12 protein-coding genes are annotated in these 19,926 nt (G+C 66.4%); 2 read left to right on the top strand and 10 right to left on the bottom strand.

The genetic code is table 11. The features are described 5' to 3' along the window. Positions 1-3: 3 nt before the first annotated feature. Positions 4-2,496, bottom strand: coding sequence for an MASE4 domain-containing protein (locus tag LK540_RS21955; RefSeq protein WP_229439520.1), 2,493 nt, complete (start codon positions 2,494-2,496; stop codon positions 4-6). Positions 2,497-2,662: 166 nt separating this feature from the next. Further along, entirely contained in the window at positions 2,663-4,132 is a 1,470-nt protein-coding gene (locus LK540_RS21950) for an amino acid permease (RefSeq protein WP_229439517.1), read from the bottom strand. Positions 4,133-4,306: 174 nt separating this feature from the next. Here LK540_RS21950 and LK540_RS21945 point away from each other — a divergent pair, with 174 nt between their 5' ends. After that, complete coding sequence (locus LK540_RS21945; protein WP_229439515.1) at positions 4,307-4,768, top strand: Rrf2 family transcriptional regulator; 462 nt, start codon at positions 4,307-4,309, stop codon at positions 4,766-4,768. 166 nt (positions 4,769-4,934) lie between these two features. Further along, positions 4,935-6,128 carry a globin domain-containing protein gene (locus LK540_RS21940; protein ID WP_229439513.1) on the top strand — a complete coding sequence of 398 codons (1,194 nt, stop codon included), beginning with the start codon at positions 4,935-4,937 and terminating at the stop codon, positions 6,126-6,128. Between the two features lie 266 nt (positions 6,129-6,394). On the opposite strand, the gene LK540_RS21935 is transcribed toward LK540_RS21940, so the two are convergent. From LK540_RS21935 to LK540_RS21900, 8 genes are all read right to left on the bottom strand, one after another. Beyond that, positions 6,395-7,168, bottom strand: a complete 774-nt coding sequence (locus LK540_RS21935) for a head GIN domain-containing protein (RefSeq protein ID WP_229439511.1) — start codon at positions 7,166-7,168, stop codon at positions 6,395-6,397. Positions 7,169-7,383: 215 nt separating this feature from the next. Further along, positions 7,384-8,502 (bottom strand): NADH:flavin oxidoreductase/NADH oxidase, encoded by a 1,119-nt coding sequence (locus LK540_RS21930; RefSeq protein ID WP_229439509.1) that lies wholly within the window; start codon positions 8,500-8,502, stop codon positions 7,384-7,386. Between the two features lie 332 nt (positions 8,503-8,834). Beyond that, on the bottom strand, positions 8,835-9,830 hold the full coding sequence (locus LK540_RS21925) for a succinylglutamate desuccinylase (protein ID WP_229439507.1): 996 nt from the start codon (positions 9,828-9,830) through the stop codon (positions 8,835-8,837). 3 nt (positions 9,831-9,833) lie between these two features. Further along, positions 9,834-14,540, bottom strand: a complete 4,707-nt coding sequence (locus tag LK540_RS21920; protein ID WP_229439505.1) for an NAD-glutamate dehydrogenase domain-containing protein — start codon at positions 14,538-14,540, stop codon at positions 9,834-9,836. 449 nt (positions 14,541-14,989) lie between these two features. Further along, entirely contained in the window at positions 14,990-16,333 is a 1,344-nt protein-coding gene (gene astB / locus LK540_RS21915) for an N-succinylarginine dihydrolase (RefSeq protein WP_229439503.1), read from the bottom strand. A 13-nt stretch (positions 16,334-16,346) separates the two neighbouring features. Beyond that, positions 16,347-17,816 carry a succinylglutamate-semialdehyde dehydrogenase gene (astD, locus tag LK540_RS21910; protein ID WP_229439501.1) on the bottom strand — a complete coding sequence of 490 codons (1,470 nt, stop codon included), beginning with the start codon at positions 17,814-17,816 and terminating at the stop codon, positions 16,347-16,349. Continuing rightward, positions 17,809-18,843: an arginine N-succinyltransferase gene (astA, locus tag LK540_RS21905; RefSeq protein WP_229439499.1), complete on the bottom strand. Its 1,035-nt coding sequence runs from the start codon at positions 18,841-18,843 to the stop codon at positions 17,809-17,811. Before astA ends, astD begins: the two co-directional genes overlap by 8 nt. A 10-nt stretch (positions 18,844-18,853) precedes the next feature. Further along, on the bottom strand, positions 18,854-19,876 hold the full coding sequence (locus LK540_RS21900; RefSeq protein WP_229439497.1) for an arginine N-succinyltransferase: 1,023 nt from the start codon (positions 19,874-19,876) through the stop codon (positions 18,854-18,856). Positions 19,877-19,926 lie beyond the last annotated feature (50 nt).

Here is a 19,926-nt window from a genome sequence, read left to right as displayed (position 1 = left end):
GCCTTACGCCGGTTCGGCCTCCACGTCCGGCTTGCTGGCCTCGCCCAGCAGGCGGCGCAATGCTGCTGCCAGCTCCTCGCGCGCATACGGCTTGCTGAGCAGATTCACGCCTTCGTCGAGGCGGTCGTTGCGGATCACCGCGTCCTCGGTATAGCCCGAGGTGAACAGCACCTGGATGCCGGGATGGCGCGCGCGGGCCCGCTCGGCCAGCTCGCGGCTGCTCATCGCGCCCGGCATGATCACGTCGGTAAACAGCAGGTCGACGTGCGTTTCGCCTTCGAGCAGGCGGGCGGCGGCATCGGCGCTGGCGGCGCCCAGCACGCGATAGCCGAGCCCGGTCAGCATCAGGGTTACGTTCTCGCGGATGTCCTGTTCGTCGTCTACCACCAGGATGGTCTCGCTGCCGCCGGTGACGTCCGCAGCGCGCTCTGCCTTGCGCGCGCTGGCCGCCGCGCCGGTGCGCGGCAGCAGGATGTGGACCGTGGTGCCGGCGCCCGGTGCGCTCTCGATGTCGATGTGGCCGCCGCTTTGCTTGACGAAGCCGTAGGCCATGCTCAGGCCCAGGCCGGTGCCCTTGCCCACGCCCTTGGTCGAGAAGAAGGGCTCGAAGGCGCGCGCCTTGACTTCTTCGCTCATGCCGACGCCGGTATCGGCGAACGACAGGCGCACAAATTCTCCGCCCTCGGGGCCGTCGTCCACGTTGGCCACCGTCACCGCCAGGGTGCCGCCGTCCTGCATGGCGTCGCTGGCGTTCAAGGCCAGGTTCAGGATCACGTTTTCCAGCTGCTGCGGGTCGACTTCCACGTTCCAGGCGTCGGGTGCGCTATCGAAACGGATGTCGATGCGCTCGCCCACCGCACGCTTGAGCAGCAAATCGATGGACGCGAACACGTCTTCCAGCTTGAGCGCACTCGGCTGCAGCGGCTGCTTGCGCGCAAACGCCAGCAATTGCGAGGACAGCTTGGCCCCGCGGCGCACCGCCGTCTGCGCCGACTGGCAGCGCTCGCCGACCTTGGCGTTGCCGGCGGCGAGCATCTTAATCAGGTCGAGGTTGCCGTTGATGATGTGCAGGACGTTGTTGAAATCGTGGGCCACGCCGCCGGTCAGCTTGCCCATCGCTTCCATCTTCTGCGAGTGCATCAGCGCGTTCCGGGTTTCTTCCAGCGAGCGCGTGCGCTCCTGCACCAGGCTTTCCAGATGGCCCTGGTAACGCTCCAGTTCGAGGCGCGCCAGGTGTTCCTCGGTCACGTCCTGGCCCTGGATGAAGACGCCGGCCAGTTTGCCGCTTGGGTCCAGGTTGGGCTGGAACAGCACGTCGATGATCACCTCGTGCGGCGGCCCGTCGCCGCGCTGCAGCTTCAGCTTCATGCCGTTTTCCACGTGCGACTTGCCGCTGGCGCAGACCTTGTCCACCAGCTCGAACCAGCCCTGCCCTTCCAGCTCCGGCAGCGCCTTGCGGATCGGCTTGCCGGCCAGCTCACGCGGCCCCACCAGCTCGCGGAAGGCGGCGTTCACGATCTGCAGGTGGCAATGGTCGCCGCCCAGCACCGCGACAAAGCCCGGCGCCTGCTCGAACATGCTGAGCAGGCGGGAGTGCTCGCTTTCCAGGCGTTCGTGGGCCTCGGCCAGCAGGCGCGCATGCTCGGTGGCGCGCAGGTAGACGCGGTTGACTTCCTTCAGGTAGAGGCCCAGCATCACCAGCGCCGCCAGCAGTGCGTTCAGGCGTCCCACGTACCAGCCGATCGACAGGCGCGTGCCGCCCGCCATCGTGATCAGGTTGTCGAAGGCGAGCGCCACCATGGCCACGCCGATCCAGGCGGCGATCGGGGTGCGGAAGCGCGTGGCGCGCCACATCATGAGCAGCGCCGCCATGATCACGGCCTGAATAAAGGGGGCATAGCCGCTGTGCGTGATGCGGTTGAAGTCGCCGGCGATGTCGACAATCGGCAGCCGCGCCTCGAACAGGGTGACCGAGGCCAGGGTGACGGCGACGGTGGCGCCGGTCCAGCCCAGGGCGCGCAGGAAGGCGGCGCGGGTGTCGGTCACGCGCCGGCCAGGTGCGCGCAGCTCGGACAGGGCGTAGCAGAACAGCATGCCGGTCGCGCCCAGGTGCCAGTAGAACCACAGCCAGCTGGTGGTCTGCCCGCCGCCGAGCAGGCGCTCGCCGGGAATGAAGGCGCCCGGTACCGACAGAAACTGGGCCGTCAGGATGATCGCCGTGTACACCGAGCCGCCCCAGAGGTAGAGCACGGCGTGGGTGCGCGTCTGCATGAAGTAGCCGTAGAGCAGATAGGCTGCCACCGTATAGGCGCCGATGATGCTGGTCTGGTAGGACGGCAGGAAGGCCGGAATGGCGGGCCATTTGTCGGCCGCGGTCGGCATCAGCAGCAGCGTGGCGACGGCAATGACGACTGCCACGAACAGGGCTTGGCGCTGGAAAGGCAGGAACGTGGGCGCGCTGGCGGCAGCGCCAGCGGTCGAGACGGTAGGAGTCATGGTCGTCCTGTAATCGTGCGATAAAGCAGGGCCAGACGATAGATTGTGTAACGGCAGCCGTGCGAATGTTGCAGATTATCACTGATTTGCAAAACCCGTCATTTATGTCATTTTTTACAGGCAAAAAAAACGCCGCGTCGAACGCGGCGTTGTGCATGCGGGGCGATCAGCCCTTCCGGTTCAGCCGACTATGCCGCACGCTGTACAGGAAGTAGGTCGCCACCGCCGCCACCATCCAGATGATGAACACGCGGTAGGTTGCGGCCGGCAAGTCCTTCATGATGTACAGGCAGGCCAGCACCGACAGGCCCGGAATCACGTATGGGCCGAACGGCACCTTGAAGCCGTGCTCGGCGCCCGGTCCCTGCTTGGCGCGGATCACCGGCACCGCGATCGAGACCACGATGAAGGCGGTCAGCGTGCCCATGCTGACCATGTCCCACAGGAAGGTAGCATCGACCAGGCCGGCCACCAGGCCCACCACCAGGCAGACGATCAGGGTGTTCGACACCGGTGCGCCGGTGCGTGGATTGACCTTCTGGAAAGTCTTCGGAATCAGGCCGTCGCGGCTGATGGCGTACAGGATGCGGGTCTGGCCATAGATCGTCACCAGGGTCACCGAGAACACGGAAATCACCGCGCCGGCGGACAGCACCAGTGCCGGCCAGGCCTTGCCCGTCACGTTCTGCAGGATCACCGACAGGCCGGCCTGCTGGCCTTCGAACATGTGCGCCGGCTGGGCGCCCATCGCGGCCATGGCTACCAGCAGGTAGAACAGGGTGACGATGATCAGGGCCGCCAGAATACCGATCGGCACGTTGCGGCGCGGGTCCTTCACTTCCTCGCCGGCGGTGGCAATGGTGTCCAGGCCGATGAAGGAGAAGAACACGGTGCCGGCGGCGGCGGTCACGCCGGCCATGCCGGCAAAGCCCTTGCTGTCATCCATGTTGAAGAAGGGCGTGAAGTTGTTGGCGTCGAAACCGGTGAAGGCAATCGCCGCGAAGAAAGCCAGGATCGCCAGCTTGATCACCACCATGACGGCGTTGGTCGTCGCCGATTCCTTGGTGCCGCGCACCAGCAGGATGCAGCACATGATCACCAGCAGCACCGGCGGCAAATTAAAGTTCCCGGAATGGACCGTCAAATTACTGTGGTCGGACACGAACATCGGCGAACGCAACGAAGCCGGTATCTCCCAGCCGAAGGCATTTTGCAGGAAATTGTTCAGGTAATCCGACCAGCCGATTGCCACAGCACTGCCCGCCAGGCCATATTCCAGCAGCAGACAGGCCGCCACGATAAAGGCGGCGAATTCGCCGACGGTGGCGTAGGCGAACGAGTAGGACGAGCCCGAGGCCGGCACGCGCCCGGCCAGTTCGGCGTAGCACAGCGCGGTCAGGCCGGCGGTGAGGGCCGCGATCAGGAAGGAGAGGATGACGGCCGGGCCGGCTTTCGGCACCGCCTCCACCATGGTAAAGAAAATGCCGGTGCCGACGGTGGCGCCGACGCCGATCATGGTCAGCGGGAACAGGCCCAGCGTGCGGTTCAGGCCGGCGCCGCCGTGGGCATGGCTGTCCTCGTGTGCGCGTTCGGCCGATTTGGTGCGAAACAGCTTCTGGCCCAGTGTCAGATTCACGAAAAGTCCCTTGGTCGTACTAGAAAAGGAAAACGGCTGAGCACATGTGGACAGCCAAAGTTCGCGATTATAGGGCTGTTCCGCTGGAGTTGAGAAAATAGTTTTCGGAAAATATGCATTTCCTATGCGTATTTATAAGCTAGAATGTCCGGGTTACTTTCTGAACAGCATCCGATGCGTCTGACCCGCTTTTCCGACATCGGCCTGCGCGTGCTGATTTACCTCGAGCGCGCCGGCGAACGCCCGCACCCGGTGACGGTGGCGGAGATCGCCACGCAGTTCGACATTCCGCTGAACCACCTGGTGAAAGTGGTCGGCCACCTGGCCCGCGCCGGCTGGGTCCGCGCAATGCGCGGCCGCAACGGCGGCCTGCGCCTGGCCGCCGATCCGCAAGTGCTGACCGTCGGCCAGGTGCTGCGCGAACTCGAAGGCGACGACGAACTGGTCGACTGCGAAGGCACGAAGTGCGGCCTCAGCCTGGACTGCCAGCTGCGCGGCGTCCTGAAAGCCGGCATGCGCGCCTTCTACGCCGAAATGGACCGCTACACGCTGGCCCGCATCACCGAAGGCGGCACCGGCGAGCAGATCGTGCGGATGCACAAGATGTTCTGGAGTGGCGCCGGAGGTACAGCGTAGGGTGGGTTCTCCGAACCCACCAATGCATCGGTTTTTCGTAGGGTGGACTCCCGAGTCCACGCGGTACATCAGCTCCGCAGCCGCTCCTTTATTTTCCCCGCCAGCCCATGCCGGCGTTTTTTTAAACTTTAAATATGCATTTCATTTGCATGAATAAGGAAACAACATGATCTCCGCCGCTTCCCGCCCCTACATCGATGCCAGCGTCCCGGTCCTGCGCGAGCACGGCCTCGCCATCACCAGCCTGTTCTACAAGAACATGCTGGGCGAGCACCCGGAACTGACGCGCCTGTTCAACATGGGTAACCAGGCACGCGGCGCGCAGCAGCAGTCGCTGGCATCCGCCGTCTTCGCCTATGCCGCGAACATCGGCACGCCGGAAGCGCTGGGGCCGGTGGTCAAGCGCATCGTGCACAAGCACGTCTCGGTCGGCATCCGCGCCGAGCACTATCCGATCGTCGGCCGCCACCTGCTGGCATCGATCTCCGCCACCCTGGGCGAGGCTGCCACGCCGCCGCTGCTGGACGCCTGGGCCGAAGCCTACAACTCGCTGGCCAAGCTGCTGATCGCCGCCGAGGCCGAGATGTACAGCACCGCCGGCATCGAACCCGGCGCCACCCGTCCGATGCGCGTAACCGAAGTGAAGCGCGAGAGCGACAACGTGCTGTCGATCCGCTTCGTCGCCGACGACAGCCAGCCCCTGCCCACCTTCCAGGCCGGCCAGTACGTCAGCATCGCCGTCGACCTGCCGGGCGGGCGCCACCAGCTGCGCCAGTACAGCCTGTCCGACGCGTTTGGTAAGGAGAGCATGCGCATCTCGGTCAAGCGCGAAGATGCAATCGATACCACGCCGGCCGGCGAAGTGTCGAACTGGATCCATGCGAACGTGGAAGCGGGCAGCGTGCTACGGGTGACGCATCCGTTCGGCGAGTTCACGCCGGATACCGAATCGGCTGAGACGATCGTGCTGCTGTCGGCCGGCGTCGGCATCACGCCGATGGTGTCGGCGCTGAACCGGATCGCGCTGGTCAATCCGCAGCGCCGCGTGATCTTCGCGCATGCGGCGCGCGATGCGCGGCACCATCCGCTGCAGGCCGACGTGGCGGCGGCGCAGGCCGTGATGCCGAATCTGCAGGTGGTAACGTTCTACGAAGAGGCAAATGGCGAGGCCGACGTGCTGGCTGGTCGCATGGAGGTGGCGCGCCTGCCCGAGTGGGAGCGCGATGTTGCCGAGGTATGGGTGTGCGGCCCGCTGAAGTTCATGCAGGCGCAGTGGCTGGCGCTGCTCGATGCCGGCGTGCCACCGACGCGTTTGCACCGCGAGGTGTTCGGGCCGGAGTTGCTGGATCACTTACTGTAAGACGCAACGTCTGAACGGTCGAAACCTGACCCGTACGGTGGGCACTCTGTGCCCACGCGGTTACGTGTGCATCCTTGCACCACGTGCTTTGAATCGTCGCTCGCACCCCATTCAACGGCCACGAACAAATAGCTCGCGGATGCGTTACGAGCGACACCTCCCGGCACGTGGCCAAGAGATACGCACGTAACCGCGTGGGCACGGAGTGCCCACCGTACGGGTCAAGCCTCGGGCCATCACATACAGAACCGAGACACCCCGTCCGCTTACATCACCTGCACACCACGCCCGCTGATCGTGCGCTGCGCCGGCTGCCCATACACACGGATCGGACCCGAACCGCTGGCCTGCGCCACCACCGACTGGCGCACCGTGGCCGAAATCCCGCCCGAGCCGCTGGTGCTCAATTCACCCTGCTCGCTGGTGAGATTCACCAGGTCCACGCTGCCCGAGCCGCTCACGCTCACGTTCAAGCGCTGCACGGCGCCACCCGCTTCCACCCGCCCCGACCCGCTGACCGAAGCGCGCGCATAATCGCCGCGCACCTGGCCCACGCTCAGGCGGCCGGACCCGCTCACGCCCATGCGTGCGCTGCCGGCGCGCAGCTCGGTCGCTTCGATCTTGCCCGAACCGGCCACACTGGCTTCGAGATCGGCGACGTCGCCATACAGGCGCGTCACGCCCGAGCCGCCCTGGCGCACTTCCAGCGGATCGCCGCGCAAGTCGCGCACGGTCACGTTGCCCGAACCGCCGGCACGCAGCTCGGTCAGGCGCGGCGTGGTGTAGATGACCTTCAGGGGCGTGGTGCTGCGCATGCGCGCGTCGGTGCCGATGTGCAGGGTCGAGCCGCGGGTCTCGGTCTGCACCAGGCGCACCAGGTTGCTGTCGCCTTCGACCACCAGCGACGGCGCCGCGCCGACGCGCACCTCGACGATCATCGACCCGCCCACGTTCAGCCCGGTCAGGGCCGCCACGCTGCGCACGTCGCGCGTCGCAACGCCGTCGCCTTCCACCGTCTTGCCGCTAAACGGCGTGTGCACCGCATAATCGCTACCCGGAGGACCGGCAACGATGATGCAGCCACTGAGAGTTGCAGCACAGGCGAGAGCGAGCAGAGTACGCATAGTGGGACCTTTTCTTGTCGTGGTGGAGCGCCGCAGCGCTGATGTTGCCACTTTAGAATTTGTCCGCACCACTGTCGCGCACCCTGCGACAGGCTGCGCTTTTGCCGGGTTGAACCGTGCGAAACCGCGGATCAGCGTTGCCCGAGCCGGGTGTCGCCGAACAGGTTCTTGAACTGGTGCGGCTGCGAGCGCCAGTACTGCTGCGGCGCGGCCACCTGGGCGCCCAGTTCGGCGGCGGCATGCCAGGGCCAGCGCGGGTTGTAGAGCATGGCGCGGGCCAGCGCCACCATGTCGGCCTGGCCCGATTGCAGGATGTGCTCGGCCTGCTGCGGCTCGGTGATCAGGCCCACGCCGATCGTCGGCATGCTGCTCTCGCGCTTGATGCGTTCGGCAAAGGCGATCTGGTAGCCTGCGCCGACCGGGATCTTCTGCTGCGGCGACAGCCCGCCGCTCGACACGTGGATGAAGTGGCAGCCGCGCTTTTCCAGCTCCCTGGCGAAGACCACGCTTTCCTCGATGTTCCAGCCGCCTTCGACCCAGTCGGTGGCCGAGATGCGCATGCCGACGGCCATGGTCTCGGGCACGGCCGCCTGCACCGCCTCCAGCACTTCGAGCGGATAGCGCATGCGGTTTTCCAGCGAGCCGCCATATTGGTCTTCGCGCCGGTTCGACAGCGGCGACAGGAATTCGTGCAGCAGGTAGCCGTGGGCGCCGTGCAGCTCGATGCCGTCCAGGCCGAGGGCGGCGGCGCGGCGTGCGGCATCGACGAAGCCCTGCTTGATGCGCTGCAGGCCATCAGCATCCAGCGCCAGCGGCACGGTCTCGCCTTCGGCGTGCGGCACGGCCGACGGCGCCACCGTCTGCCAGCCGCGCTCCTCGTCGGGCTTGATGTTGGCCCCGCCCAGCCACGGCGCCGCGCTCGACGCCTTGCGGCCGGCGTGCGCCAGTTGCACCGCGACCTTGATCGGCGAATGCCGGCGGATGGCGGCGATGATCGGTTTCAGCGCGTCGAGGTGGGCGTCGGACCACAGGCCCAGGTCGTCGGGCGAGATGCGGCCTTCGGGGGTGACGGCGGTGGCCTCGATGATCAGAAGCGAAGCGCCGGACAGGGCCAGCTGGCCGAGGTGGATCATGTGCCAGTCGGTGGCCAGGCCTTCGTCGGCCGAGTACTGGCACATCGGGGCGATGGCGATGCGGTTGGACAGCTCCATTGGTCCGAGTTTGTATGGGGAAAACAGCATGCTGCTCATGGACGGCTCCGGTCTTGTGCAAAGCACAAAGTCTATCGAAGCTTGGGAAATCGTGCTTTTGTAGGGTGGGCACGCCGTGCCCACGCGGGTACGTGCTCGTCCGGTAGCCGGCGGCGGCGACTATTCGCCCCGCGGCGTCAACGATGGAGATAGCGCTAACCGGGCGCTCGGGAGACGCCGCCGATACGCGACGGACATGCCATCATCGAGCGCCAACGATGGTCATCGTTCCGCGTGGGCACAGGGTGCCCACCTTACGCCCATGCGAGGGCTAACACAAAAAGACGTCCCGGGCCTGCATGAAAAAAACCGCGATTGCTCGCGGCTTCGGTTCAATCGATGCGCACGACCATCAGGCCGGCGCGCAATCCCACTCGTACATCGGGATTCGGAAACACCACCATCTCCTCTTCATGGAACACGGTGTACACCGTCTCCCCATCGGTGGCGATGACCTCGCCGCGCTTGAGCGAGGCGAAGTTCGGCGTCTCCTTGCTGAAGCCCATGGTGAAGGCATCCGACAGCTTGACCACTTCCTGCGCCACCTTGAACACGTGCGGCGCGGCCTTGGCTGGCGGCGCCGGCACGCCGCGCAGCATGGCGTCGAGCGCGGCCGAGGCATCGGCAAACTGGGCCAGGTTGTTCTGCCCCAGCGTGCCCACCCTCCCCAGCTCCACCGTGCTGCCGGCGGCGCCATGGTGCTCGCTCGAGTAGTAGCTGTAGGTGCCGGCCGACTTCGGATTCATGATGATGGCCTGGATCGCCGCCTCGCCCAGCCAGCGGATCAAGTCCGCCTTGCGCCCATCCGCGATCAAATCCGGCACGATCGCGAACATCGGGTAGTGCGAGGCCCGGATCGCGGTGTGCAAATCCAGGTGCCAGCGCACCGGACCGGCATCGGCGAAGAACGCATCGGTCGCGGCGATGATCTCGTCGGCCCGCGCGCTCTCGAAGGTGCCGGCCAGCGCACCGCGGTCGCGCTTGAACATGCGGTTCAGGTCCGCATCGATGAAACGCTTGCCGGCGGCGATGGCATCGATGTTGCCGACGCAGAGCATCAGGTCCACCGCCAGCGCCGACGGTTCGCGCGACAGGGCTTCGATCACGTAGGCGACCATTTCGATCGGCCCGGTCTCGTCGCCGTGCACGCCAACCGACAGCAACACCGCCGGCCGTACGCCGCCGGAACCCTTCACCGTCAGGATGCCCTTGGCAGGCGTCCCAACGATGAACCCCGCGTCCGCGAAGCGCTGCGCGACCGTGCCGAAATCGGCCTCGGCCAGCGCACGCACCGCGTCCGGCACCTGTGCCTGGTCGGGTGCGCTCATCGCTTAGGCCGCCAGGCGCTCTGGGTTCGAGCCTTCCGACAGCGCCCAGACGTCCAGCATCGCTTCTTCGAGGTCGGTCACCTGCGCATAGCCCTTCAAGCCACGCTCGGTGGTCACCGCATCGACGGCCGCCAGCGCGTCACCCGTGCCGGCACGCTCGATCACCTGCAGCAGCAGGCGCTGCTGGGTGCGGCGCAGCGCCTGCATCGCGTAGTTGCGCAGCTGTTCCTGCGACTTGCTGGTGGCCGGCAGCTTCAGGCCGCGCTCCAGCGTGTCGATGCCGGCGCGCTCGCGCAGCGCCATGCCGACCTGCAGGAACTGGGCCAGCGTCATGCCCGCTGGGCGCTGCACCGAGACCGCCGCGAACAGGAAGGTGGCCAGCGACTCGATGGCCTCGACCGCCTTCCACGACGCGACGAAGTTCTTGCTCAGGCCAGCGTGGCCATCGGCTTCCGACTTGGCCGGCATCAGCTGGCGCATCTGGTCGCTGCTTGCGAACAGCGAGGTCAGTTCCTTCATGCCGTCGGCGCCTGCCGGCATCGACAGCACGCCTTCCATCACGGCGCGCAGCAGTGCGCGGGTGCGGGCGTCGACCGCGATCGAGACGTCACGCGGCACGTTCAGCGCGTCGGCATCCAGCGCGTCGAACACCGGCGCCAGTTGCAGCGCCGACCAGCCACGGCCCCAGGCCTTGACCACTTCAGCGTCGTCGATGCGGTGCTCGGCGGCCAGGTCGCGGATCATCAGCGGACCGCAGCGGTTGACCGCTTCGTTCGCCAGCACGGTGGCCAGGATGGTGTTGGCCAGCGGGTGGTCGAGCGGATCGCGGGTGGCAACCAGCTGGGCCGGGAAGTAAGGACGCAACACGGTGTCGGCCCATGGTTCGTCGGTCAGCGGCAGCGTCGCCAGGATGCGCTTGAAGCGGTTCTTCACGTTTGCCACCACGACCGCCAGTTCCGGCGCCGTCAGGCCTTCGCCTTGCGCCTTGCGGCGCTGCAGTTCGGCATCCGTCGGCAGCTGTTCCAGCTCGCGCGACACGGCGCCTTCGCTTTCCAGGCTGGTGATCAGCGCGGCGTAGGCGTCGACCACCGAGGCGTTCGACTGGGCCTGCACTTCGCGCGTCAGCAGGTGGGTCTGCTGCGAGTTGTCGCGCAGGACCAGCTTCTCGACGTCGCCGGTCATCTCGTTCAGGATGCGGTTACGGTCGGCTTCCGGCAGCTTGCCGAGGTTGACTTCGGTGTCGAGCCAGATCTTGATGTTGACTTCGTGGTCCGAGCAATCCACGCCGGCCGAGTTGTCGATCGCATCGGTGAAGATGCGGCCGCCGTTCAGCGCGAACTCGATACGGCCGGCCTGGGTCGCGCCCAGGTTGCCGCCTTCGGCCACGACCTTGCAGCGCAGCTCGTTGCCGCTGACGCGGATGCGGTCGTTGGCGCGGTCCTTCACTTGCGCGTGGGTCTCGTTCGAGGCCTTGATGTAGGTGCCGATACCGCCGTTGTAGAACAGGTCCACAGGCGCCAGCAGGATGCGGTGCATCAGTTCTTCCGGCGCCAGCGACGTTTCCTTGATGTCCAGCGCAGCGCGCACTTCAGGCGTCAGCTCGATCGAACGGGCCGAGCGCGGGAACACGCCGCCGCCCTGCGAGATCAGCGACTTGTCATAGTCTTCCCACGACGAGCGCGGCAGCGCGAACATGCGCTGGCGTTCCGCGAACGACACGGCGACGTCCGGGGTCGGATCGAGGAAGATGTGGCGGTGGTCGAACGCGGCCAGCACTTTCAGCTGGCGCGACAGCAGCACGCCGTTGCCGAACACGTCACCCGACATGTCGCCCACGCCGACCATGGTGATCGGGGTCGTGCTCATGTCGTGGCCCAGTTCGTAGAAGTGGCGCTTCACGGCTTCGAATGCGCCCTTGGCGGTGATGCCCATCTTCTTGTGGTCGTAGCCGTTCGAGCCGCCCGACGCGAATGCGTCGCCCAGCCAGAAGCCGCGCTGCACGGCGATGCCGTTGGCGATGTCGGAGAAGGTTGCGGTGCCCTTGTCGGCAGCCACCACCAGGTAAGGATCGTCCTGGTCGTAGCGCACGGTGTCCTGCGGCGGCACGATGGCGCCGCGCTCGCGGTTGTCGGTCACTTCCAGCAGGCTGGAGATGAACAGGCGGTAGACGGCTTCGCCTTCGGCCGCCACGACTTCACGTGCTGCGTCCTTCGGCATCTGCTTGCAAACGAAACCGCCCTTCGAGCCGGCCGGCACGATGACGGCGTTCTTGACCATCTGCGCCTTCACCAGGCCCAGCACTTCGGTACGGTAGTCTTCCATGCGGTCCGACCAGCGCAGGCCGCCGCGGGCGACCGGGCCGCCGCGCAGGTGCACGCCTTCGAAGCGGCGCGAGAACACGTAGATCTCGCGGTAAGGACGCGGCTCCGGCGCCAGCGCCAGGTTGCTGGTGTCGAACTTGAAGATGATCTTCTCGCCGCTGTTCTGGAAGTAGTTGGTGCGCACGGTGGCCAGGGCCAGGTCGACCAGGGCCGCCATGATTTCCTCGGTGTCGGCGTGGTTCACGCTCGACAGGCCGGCTTTCAGTGCCGACAGTTTCGCGGTGCCGGCGTCATGCTCGGACTGCGACAGCTTCGGATCGAAGCGCTGCACGAAGCCGGTCACGAACTCCTTCACCAGGGCCGGCTGCATGCGCAGGGTCTCGGCCATGTAGCGCACCGAGAACTTCGAGCCCAGCTGGCGCCAGTAGCTGATGTAGCCGCGCACCAGCTGCACTTCGCGCATCGACAAACCGCCTTCGATGGTCAGGCCGTTCATGCGGCCGTCTTCGGCTTCGTCGTTGAACAGCGCGGTGAACAGTTCCTCGGCCACCGGCGCGATGCCGGCCTTCACCAGCTTGGCGCCGCTTTCGTCGTCGACAGCCAGCGCGGTCACGTGGTGGCGCACGCCGTCGGCGGTGGTGATCGACCAGGTCTGTTCGCGGTCGACCGCGATACCGGCGTTCTGCAGGGCCGGCAGGATGCGCGACAGCGACGGCACGTTCTCGTTCGAGTACAGGCGGATCGAGGCGTCGCGCGCGGCGTTGCCTTCGCCGCTGCCCGGCTCGATGCGCACGGCCACGCGCTCGTGCTGGCCGATGTTCAGCATGGCCTGCAGGTCGCGGAAGGCGACGTCCGGCGCGGTGGCGGTGACGAAGGACACCGGCAGGTTGGCGCCAAGTTTACGCAGGTTGCTGCGCTGGGCATGCTCTTCGACGCCATTGGTCATGGCGGCAAAGCGGTCGTGCCAGCCGTCCAGCACGGCCAGCAGCGGCTGCTGGATGTCGGTTTCCAGGTCGAGCGGATTGCGCGCGGCGTGGGCGATCAGGTAGACGCGGGCCAGCGGGCCGTCGGCCACCAGGGTCTGCACGCGCACGTCATGCGCGCCCGAGCTTTCCTTCAGGGCTTGCGCCAGGCTTGCTGCGACGGCGGCGCTGTAGCGCTCGCGCGGCAGGTAGACCAGGGCGTTCAGGTGGCGGCCGTACACGTCGCGGCGCGCAAAGACTTTCGGGCGCGGCTGCTTGTACAGCGAGACGACCGAGCTGCAGACCTGCGCCAGCCACTCCGGATCGGCTTCCAGCGCTTCGGTGCGCGGCAGCGATTCCATGATCTCCAGGAATTTCTCGGCGCGGAAGCCTTCCTGGCGCACGCCGGCCAGGCTCAGGACCTTGGCCACGCGGCCGCGCGCGAATGGCAGGCGCGCCAGCGGGGTCGAGGTGGCGGCGCGGGTGAACAGGCCGACGAAGCAGTGCTCGCCGAGGATGTTGCCTTGCGCATCGGTGTTACGCACGCCGATGAAGTCCAGCGGCTGGTCGCGGTGCAGGGTGCCTTCGACGTCGGCCTTGACGATCGACAGGGTCTCGGCGCGGGCCGACAGGGTGGCCAGTTCGCCCGGGATATTGGCCAGGCAGGTGCCGTAGACCGGGTGCGCGGTGTCCTTCAGGACGCCGATGCGGCTCGGGATGTCGCGCACCAGCTGCGGCTGGCCCGGCTGCACTTCGTAGTAGGCGTAGCCGAAGGGCTCGAAGCCTTCGTTCTTGGCCCACTCGAGGAAGGCGGCCACTTCCTGGCCGGCCGGGGTGCCGTGGGTGCTGGCCGCTGCGGCGACTTCGGTCATGCGGTCGCCCATGGCGACGGCGTCGCGGTGCACGGTGGCGGCGTCGTTGGCGACCATGCGGATGCGCGCGGTCAGCTTGTCGAGTTCTTCAAAGGCGAGTTCGTCGTTCAGCAGGACCAGGACATAGGACTCAAGCGGAGAACCGGCGGCGCCGACACCGGCGACCATGCCCGATGCATCGCGCTGCACCGGCAGCACGGCGTTCATCACGCCGGCGGCCAGGATGCGCTCCTTGCGCAGGGCCATGACGAAGGAATCGACCAGGTAAGGCATGTCGTCGTTGACGATCAACAGGGCCGTGGCATTGCCGCCCTTGGTGTCGTTGTAGCGCAGTTGCGCGATCTGGCAGCCCTGGGTGCGCTTCGCGGCCTGCATGAAGCCGTCCCACAGGACGGGCGCCAGGGCTTGCGGCGCGATGCCGGCCAGGTCTTCTTCGTCGAGCGAGCGGATCCAGGCGGTGATCAGGGCCGTTACCGGCTCGGTCGCGCCGGCTGCCGGCTGGTTCGTCACCAGGGCCAGGGTCTGGGTGCGCAGATCTTGCGTCATGTCGTTCATTGTTGCTTCTCCAAGCTTGATGTTGTCGCTTGTGCGCGCTACGGCTTGTGGCTTTGCATGCACCGGCGTTTGGTGGACGGGGTTGTCCCGTCCAGGTCCTTGGCTTCCTTGTCCTGGAAGCGTGTAACTCGTTGATCGTGTCGACGATGGCGCGGTTGCGCTCGGCGTCGGGTCTTTGCTGCTGTTGTTTCTGTGCTGCTGTTTGTTGGTGGGTTCGAGAACCCACCCTACGTGTGCGGCGCTACGCGACGCATTATCTGTTCTTCGCTTCTGTACCGCGTGGGCTCAAGAGCCCACCCTACTTGTTCTACTGCTGGCGGCGCTGCGCGACGCTGTGTTTGTTCTCTACCGCTGCACCGCGTGGACTCGGGAGTCCACCCTACGGTGTGCCGCTTTCGTAGGGTGGGCACCTGTGCCCACGCGGTCTCACCGGCTGATCATCGGCGATATCAACCGAAATCGTATAAACCGGGCAAACCGAGAATGCGCTCCAGCGCTTCCAACGCCGTATGGCACTCGATCGCCAACTGCGGGTCCATCAAATCCTTCGGCTCGACCCGGTCGCGGTAATGCTTCTCCACCCACTCCACAAGCTGCGCGTACAAGACTTCGGTCATGATCACGCCGCCATGCATGGCCGCCGCCTGCTCGTCGGTCAGCGCCACACGCAGACGCAGGCAGGCAGGCCCGCCGCCGTTGCGCATGCTCTGGCGCAGGTCGAATTCGATCAGTTCGTCGATCGGACCGCCGCTCATCACCAGCCCGTTCAAATAGCGCGCCACGGCGTCGTTCTCGCGGCACTCGTGCGGCACTACCAGCGCCATCTTCCCGTCCGGCTTGGACAGCAGCTGGCTGTTGAACAGGTAGCTCGCCACCGCGTCGGCAACCGGCACCATGCCGGTCTCCACGCGCACCGGCGCAAACTCGAAGCCTACACCCGCTGCCGTCCGACGCAGCGCATCGATGGTTGCCGCTTCGTCAGCAAATGCCTGCTCGTGGTAGAACAGCACGTTGCCATTGCCGACCGCGATCACGTCGTTGTGGAACACGCCCTGGTCGATCACGTCCGGATTCTGCGAGGCGAACACGGTGCGCGCCGGGTCCAGGCCGTGCAGGCGCGCCACGGCTTGCGAGGCTTCCAGGGTCTGGCGCGCCGGGTATTTTTTCGGGGCCGGGGCCGACGGGTCGAACTCGACACGGCCGTACACGAAGAACTCCACGCCCGGTGCGCCATGGTCGGCGGCAAAGCGCGTGTGGTTCGCCGCGCCCTCGTCGCCAAAGGCCGGCGTGGCCGGCAGCGTGTCGTGCACCACGAAGTGGTCGTGGTCGGCAAAGATGTGGCGCAGCGTGCGCGTGGCCTGCACGTGCTCTTCCGAGCGGTGCAGCTTGTTGTTCAGGTTGGCGGCGGTGAAGTGCACGCGGCCGTCGCGGGTGTCGGCCGAGGGGCTGACCGTGGCGGCGTTGGCCGTCCACATCGGCGCGGCCGACCAGGCGCAGGACAGGATCACCGGCGCCTCGCGCCAGGCTTGCGCCAGCACGTCGGCATCGGTTCCCGAGAAGCCCAGGCTGCGCAGCAGGCGGAAATTCGGACGCGCCTGCGGCGGCATCACCGCCTGGCCGAAGCCGCGCGCAGCCAGCGCACGCATCTTGGCCAGCCCCTGCAGCGCCGCCTGGCGCGGATTCGAGGCGCTCTTCACGTTGCTGAACGAAGCGACGTTGCCGAACGAGAGGCCGGCATAGTTGTGCGACGGGCCAACCAGGCCGTCGAAGTTGTATTCGCGCGCGTTAAACATATCAGAAGCTCAATTAAAAGCTCAGACCAGGCGACAGCTTGGCCGGCATTTCCAGTTCGGAGGTTTCGATCGAAGCGACCGGGTAGGCGCAGTAGTCCGCCGCATAGTAGGCGCTCGGACGGTGGTTGCCCGATTTACCCACGCCGCCGAACGGCGCTGAACTGGCCGCGCCCGTGGTCGGACGGTTCCAGTTGACGATGCCGGCACGGGCGCGCACCGCGAAGCGCTTCCACAGTTCTTCCGACGGCGACAGCAGCGCCGCGGCCAGGCCGAACTCGGTGGCGTTCGCCACCTTCAGCGCCGCATCGAAATCCTTCACGCGCAAGATCTGCAGCAAGGGGCCGAACCACTCTTCGTCCGGGATGCCTTGCGCATCGGTGACGTCGACGATGCCGGCGGTGACGAAGCCGGCGTTCGGGTCGAGCTGGCGCATCTGCAGCAGCACCTTGCCGCCCTTCTGCGCCATCTCGGCCTGCGCCTGCACCAGGCGCGCGGCCACCGCTGCGGAGACGACCGGTCCCATGAAGGGCTGCGGCTCGGCGTTCGACGGGCCAACTTGCAGCTTGCTCGCCACTTCCACCAGGCGGTCGATAAACGCCTGGCCTTCCGGCGTGTCCTGCACCACCAGGCGGCGCGCGCAGGTGCAGCGCTGGCCGGCCGAGATAAAGGCCGACATCACCGCATGGTGCACGGCCGGATCAATATCCTTCACGTCCCACACCACGAGCGGATTGTTGCCGCCCATTTCCAGCGCCAGCATCTTGCCCGGCTGGCCGCCGAACTGCTTGTGCAGGGCTGCACCGGTCTGGCTGCTGCCGGTGAACAGCACGCCGTCGATCTGCGGCTGCGCGCCGAGCGCAATACCCGTGTTGCGGCCGCCGCTCACCAGGTTCAGCACGCCCTTTGGCAGGCCGGCCTGTTCCCACAACTGCACGGTTTTCACCGCGGTGCGCGGCGCGTATTCGCTCGGCTTGAACACGACCGTGTTCCCGGCGATCAGGGCCGGCACGATGTGGCCGTTCGGCAGGTGGCCGGGGAAGTTGTACGGGCCATACACGGCGAACACGCCGTGCGGGCGGTGGCGCAGCACGGCATTGCCGTCGGCGACCTTGGCATTCGTTTCGCCGGTGCGCGCGCCGTAGGACTGGACCGAGATGTCGATCTTGTTGGCCATGGTCGCCACTTCGGTGCGCGCTTCCCACAGCGGCTTGCCGACTTCCTCGGCAATCGTCGCGGCCAGTTCCTCGGTGTGCTCCTTCAGCAAATCGCGGAAGCGCGTGCAGATGGCGATGCGTTCTTCCAGCGGCGTCAAGGCCCAGTCCTCGAAGGCGTCGCGGGCGGCCTGCGCGGCGCGGGCGACGTCGTCTTCGTTCGATTCGTTGCTGGTCCAGGTCTGGCGGCCGGTGGACGGATCGATCGTGACCAGTTCCGCGCCGCTGCCGGCGAGCCATTCTCCGTTGATGTAGTTCGACAGGTTAGCCATTGTTCTTCCTAACGTTGAGTGACAGCGTGCGCACCGTGTCGCCCGCCTCGCAATGCAGCAGCGCCAGCTCGTCGGCCGAGAGCACCGCTTCCGTGCCGTCGATCGTGGTCTGCGCCAGCACCATGCGGAAATCGTGCAGCTTGGTGTTCGACACCAGCAGGCAATCGGTGTCGCCCTCGGGCTTGCCTTCGACGGCCACGCGCAGCACGCTGTCGCGCACCGAGCGCAGGTCGGACACGCGGCCCTGCAGCACCGGACCGGCATCGAAGATGTCGACATAGCCGTCGTAGTGCATGCCTTCCTGCTCCAGCAGCTTGCGCGCCGGCAGGGTCGAACGGTGCACCTGGCCGATCACTTCGCGCGCCGACTCCGGCAGGTAGTCCACGTACAGCGGCTGGCGCGGCATCAGCTCGGCGATGAAGGATTTTTTACCGATGGCAGTCAGGCCGTCGACGTGGTTGAAGTCCATCTTGAAGAAGTGGCGGCCCAGGCCTTCGTAGAAGGGGCTGGTGCCGTCTTCCAGCAAATAGCCGCGCATCTCGGCGATGATCTTCTCGGTGAACAGCTGCTGGAACTGGGCGATGAACAGGAAGCGGCTTTTCGACAGCCACTTGCCGTTGTAGCCGCCGCTGCGGTAGTCCGGCTGCAGGAACAGCGAGCACAGTTCGGTCGCGCCGGTCAGATCGTTCGACAGGTACAGGGTTTCCATGCGCGTGAACACGTTCAGTTCGCGGCTGGAGTGCACCAGGGTGCCGATGCGGTAGTTATAGAACGGTTCGGTCAGGCCGACCGCGCCCTTGATGGCGCAGATGCCGGCCAGGCGGCCGTTGCTCGTGTCTTCGAGCACGAACATGTAGTCGCGCTCTTCGGGCGGGATCGTTTCGGCAAACGAGGCAACGGCGCAGTCGACGCGATCGCCGAGCATCTTGCGGTCGGGCTTCAGGGTGGTCATGCCGCTACCGACCTGGGTGGCCAGGTCGATCAGGCCGTCGAGATCGGAGGCGGCAATGGAACGAATGACGAGCATGGTGCCTCTCTCAGATTCTGACGCAGATGACGGAATCGCCCGGCGCCACGCCCAGCGCCTGCTGTGCCTCGGCCGGCAGGCAGATGGCGTCGGACGTATCGCAGGGCGGGCAGGACACGGTGACGGCGCGGAAGCGGTCGGCGCTTGTCGCCACCGCGTAGGTGACGGTGGCGCCATTGCCGCGCGATGCGCTCTCGACGCGGCGCTGCTGCGAGCCGCAGAACGAACGCAGCGACAGTTTATGCGCCGCCAGGATCGGGCCGCCGTCGAAGATGTCGACATATTCGTCCGCTTCGAAACCCTCTTCCGTGAGCAGCTTGAAGGCCAGCTGGCCGCTCGGATGGATCTGGCCCATGGCCGCCTGGGCGTCGCCCGGCAGCAGCGGCACATACACCGGATAGTGCGGCATCAGCTCGACGATGAGGGTGCGGTTGCGCGCGCCGCCGATAATGCGCTCGGCCTCCAGGAAATCCATCTTGAAGAACTTGCGGCCAAGCGCATTCCAGAACGGCGACTGGCCGTCGCCATCGGTCACGCCGGGCAGCGGCACGAAGAAGCGGTCGCCGAAGCGGTGCGGCGCCAGCGCCGCGAACAGCAGGCGCGCACGCGACAGCAGCGCGGCCTCGATGCCGGCGCGCTCGCGGTCGCGCAGGTTGAAACCGGCCAGCTGCGAGCAGGCGGTGAGCTCCGAGCACAGGGTGAGCGCGTGCACGCTGTGGCTGATGTTCAGGTCGCGCGAGACCTGCTGGATGACGTCGTTGCGGAAGGCGAAATAGGTGCCGTTCGAGCCGGCCGAGGCGTGCACGGCGGCGGTCCCGACAACCTCGTTACTGGCCGTGTCTTCCAGCACGAACAGGTAAGACTCTTCGCTCGGGATGTCGACCTGCGCCGCGAACGAGGCGATGGAACGCTCGACAAAGGCGGTGATCGCGTCGCGCGTGCGCGGCAGCGTGTGCACTCCCGGCGTCGTCACGGCGGCCAGGCTTTCCAGCGCGCCGATATCCGACAGTTCTACCGGACGGACAACATACATGTGAACTCCCAAAAAGACCTCAGTGCAAACGAACGGAGGCCCGCGCTGTT

The organism is Massilia sp. IC2-278, from assembly GCF_020708045.1.
Taxonomy (GTDB): Bacteria; Pseudomonadota; Gammaproteobacteria; order Burkholderiales; family Burkholderiaceae_D; genus Telluria.
Note: the sequence above shows the minus strand (reverse complement) of the source record. Positions and strands in the feature narration are given on the sequence as shown.

What these genes read in the sequence shown, in the direction of transcription:
- LK540_RS21945 (WP_229439515.1), top strand. Translation starts at nt 4,307, where the DNA reads ATGCGTCTGACCCGCTTTTCCGACATCGGCCTGCGCGTGCTGATTTAC.
- LK540_RS21920 (WP_229439505.1), bottom strand. Translation starts at nt 14,540, where the DNA reads ATGAACGACATGACGCAAGATCTGCGCACCCAGACCCTGGCCCTGGTG.
- astA (WP_229439499.1), bottom strand. Translation starts at nt 18,843, where the DNA reads ATGCTCGTCATTCGTTCCATTGCCGCCTCCGATCTCGACGGCCTGATC.
- LK540_RS21955 (WP_229439520.1), bottom strand. Translation starts at nt 2,496, where the DNA reads ATGACTCCTACCGTCTCGACCGCTGGCGCTGCCGCCAGCGCGCCCACG.
- LK540_RS21925 (WP_229439507.1), bottom strand. Translation starts at nt 9,830, where the DNA reads ATGAGCGCACCCGACCAGGCACAGGTGCCGGACGCGGTGCGTGCGCTG.
- LK540_RS21900 (WP_229439497.1), bottom strand. Translation starts at nt 19,876, where the DNA reads ATGTATGTTGTCCGTCCGGTAGAACTGTCGGATATCGGCGCGCTGGAA.
- LK540_RS21930 (WP_229439509.1), bottom strand. Translation starts at nt 8,502, where the DNA reads ATGAGCAGCATGCTGTTTTCCCCATACAAACTCGGACCAATGGAGCTG.
- astD (WP_229439501.1), bottom strand. Translation starts at nt 17,816, where the DNA reads ATGGCTAACCTGTCGAACTACATCAACGGAGAATGGCTCGCCGGCAGC.
- LK540_RS21940 (WP_229439513.1), top strand. Translation starts at nt 4,935, where the DNA reads ATGATCTCCGCCGCTTCCCGCCCCTACATCGATGCCAGCGTCCCGGTC.
- astB (WP_229439503.1), bottom strand. Translation starts at nt 16,333, where the DNA reads ATGTTTAACGCGCGCGAATACAACTTCGACGGCCTGGTTGGCCCGTCG.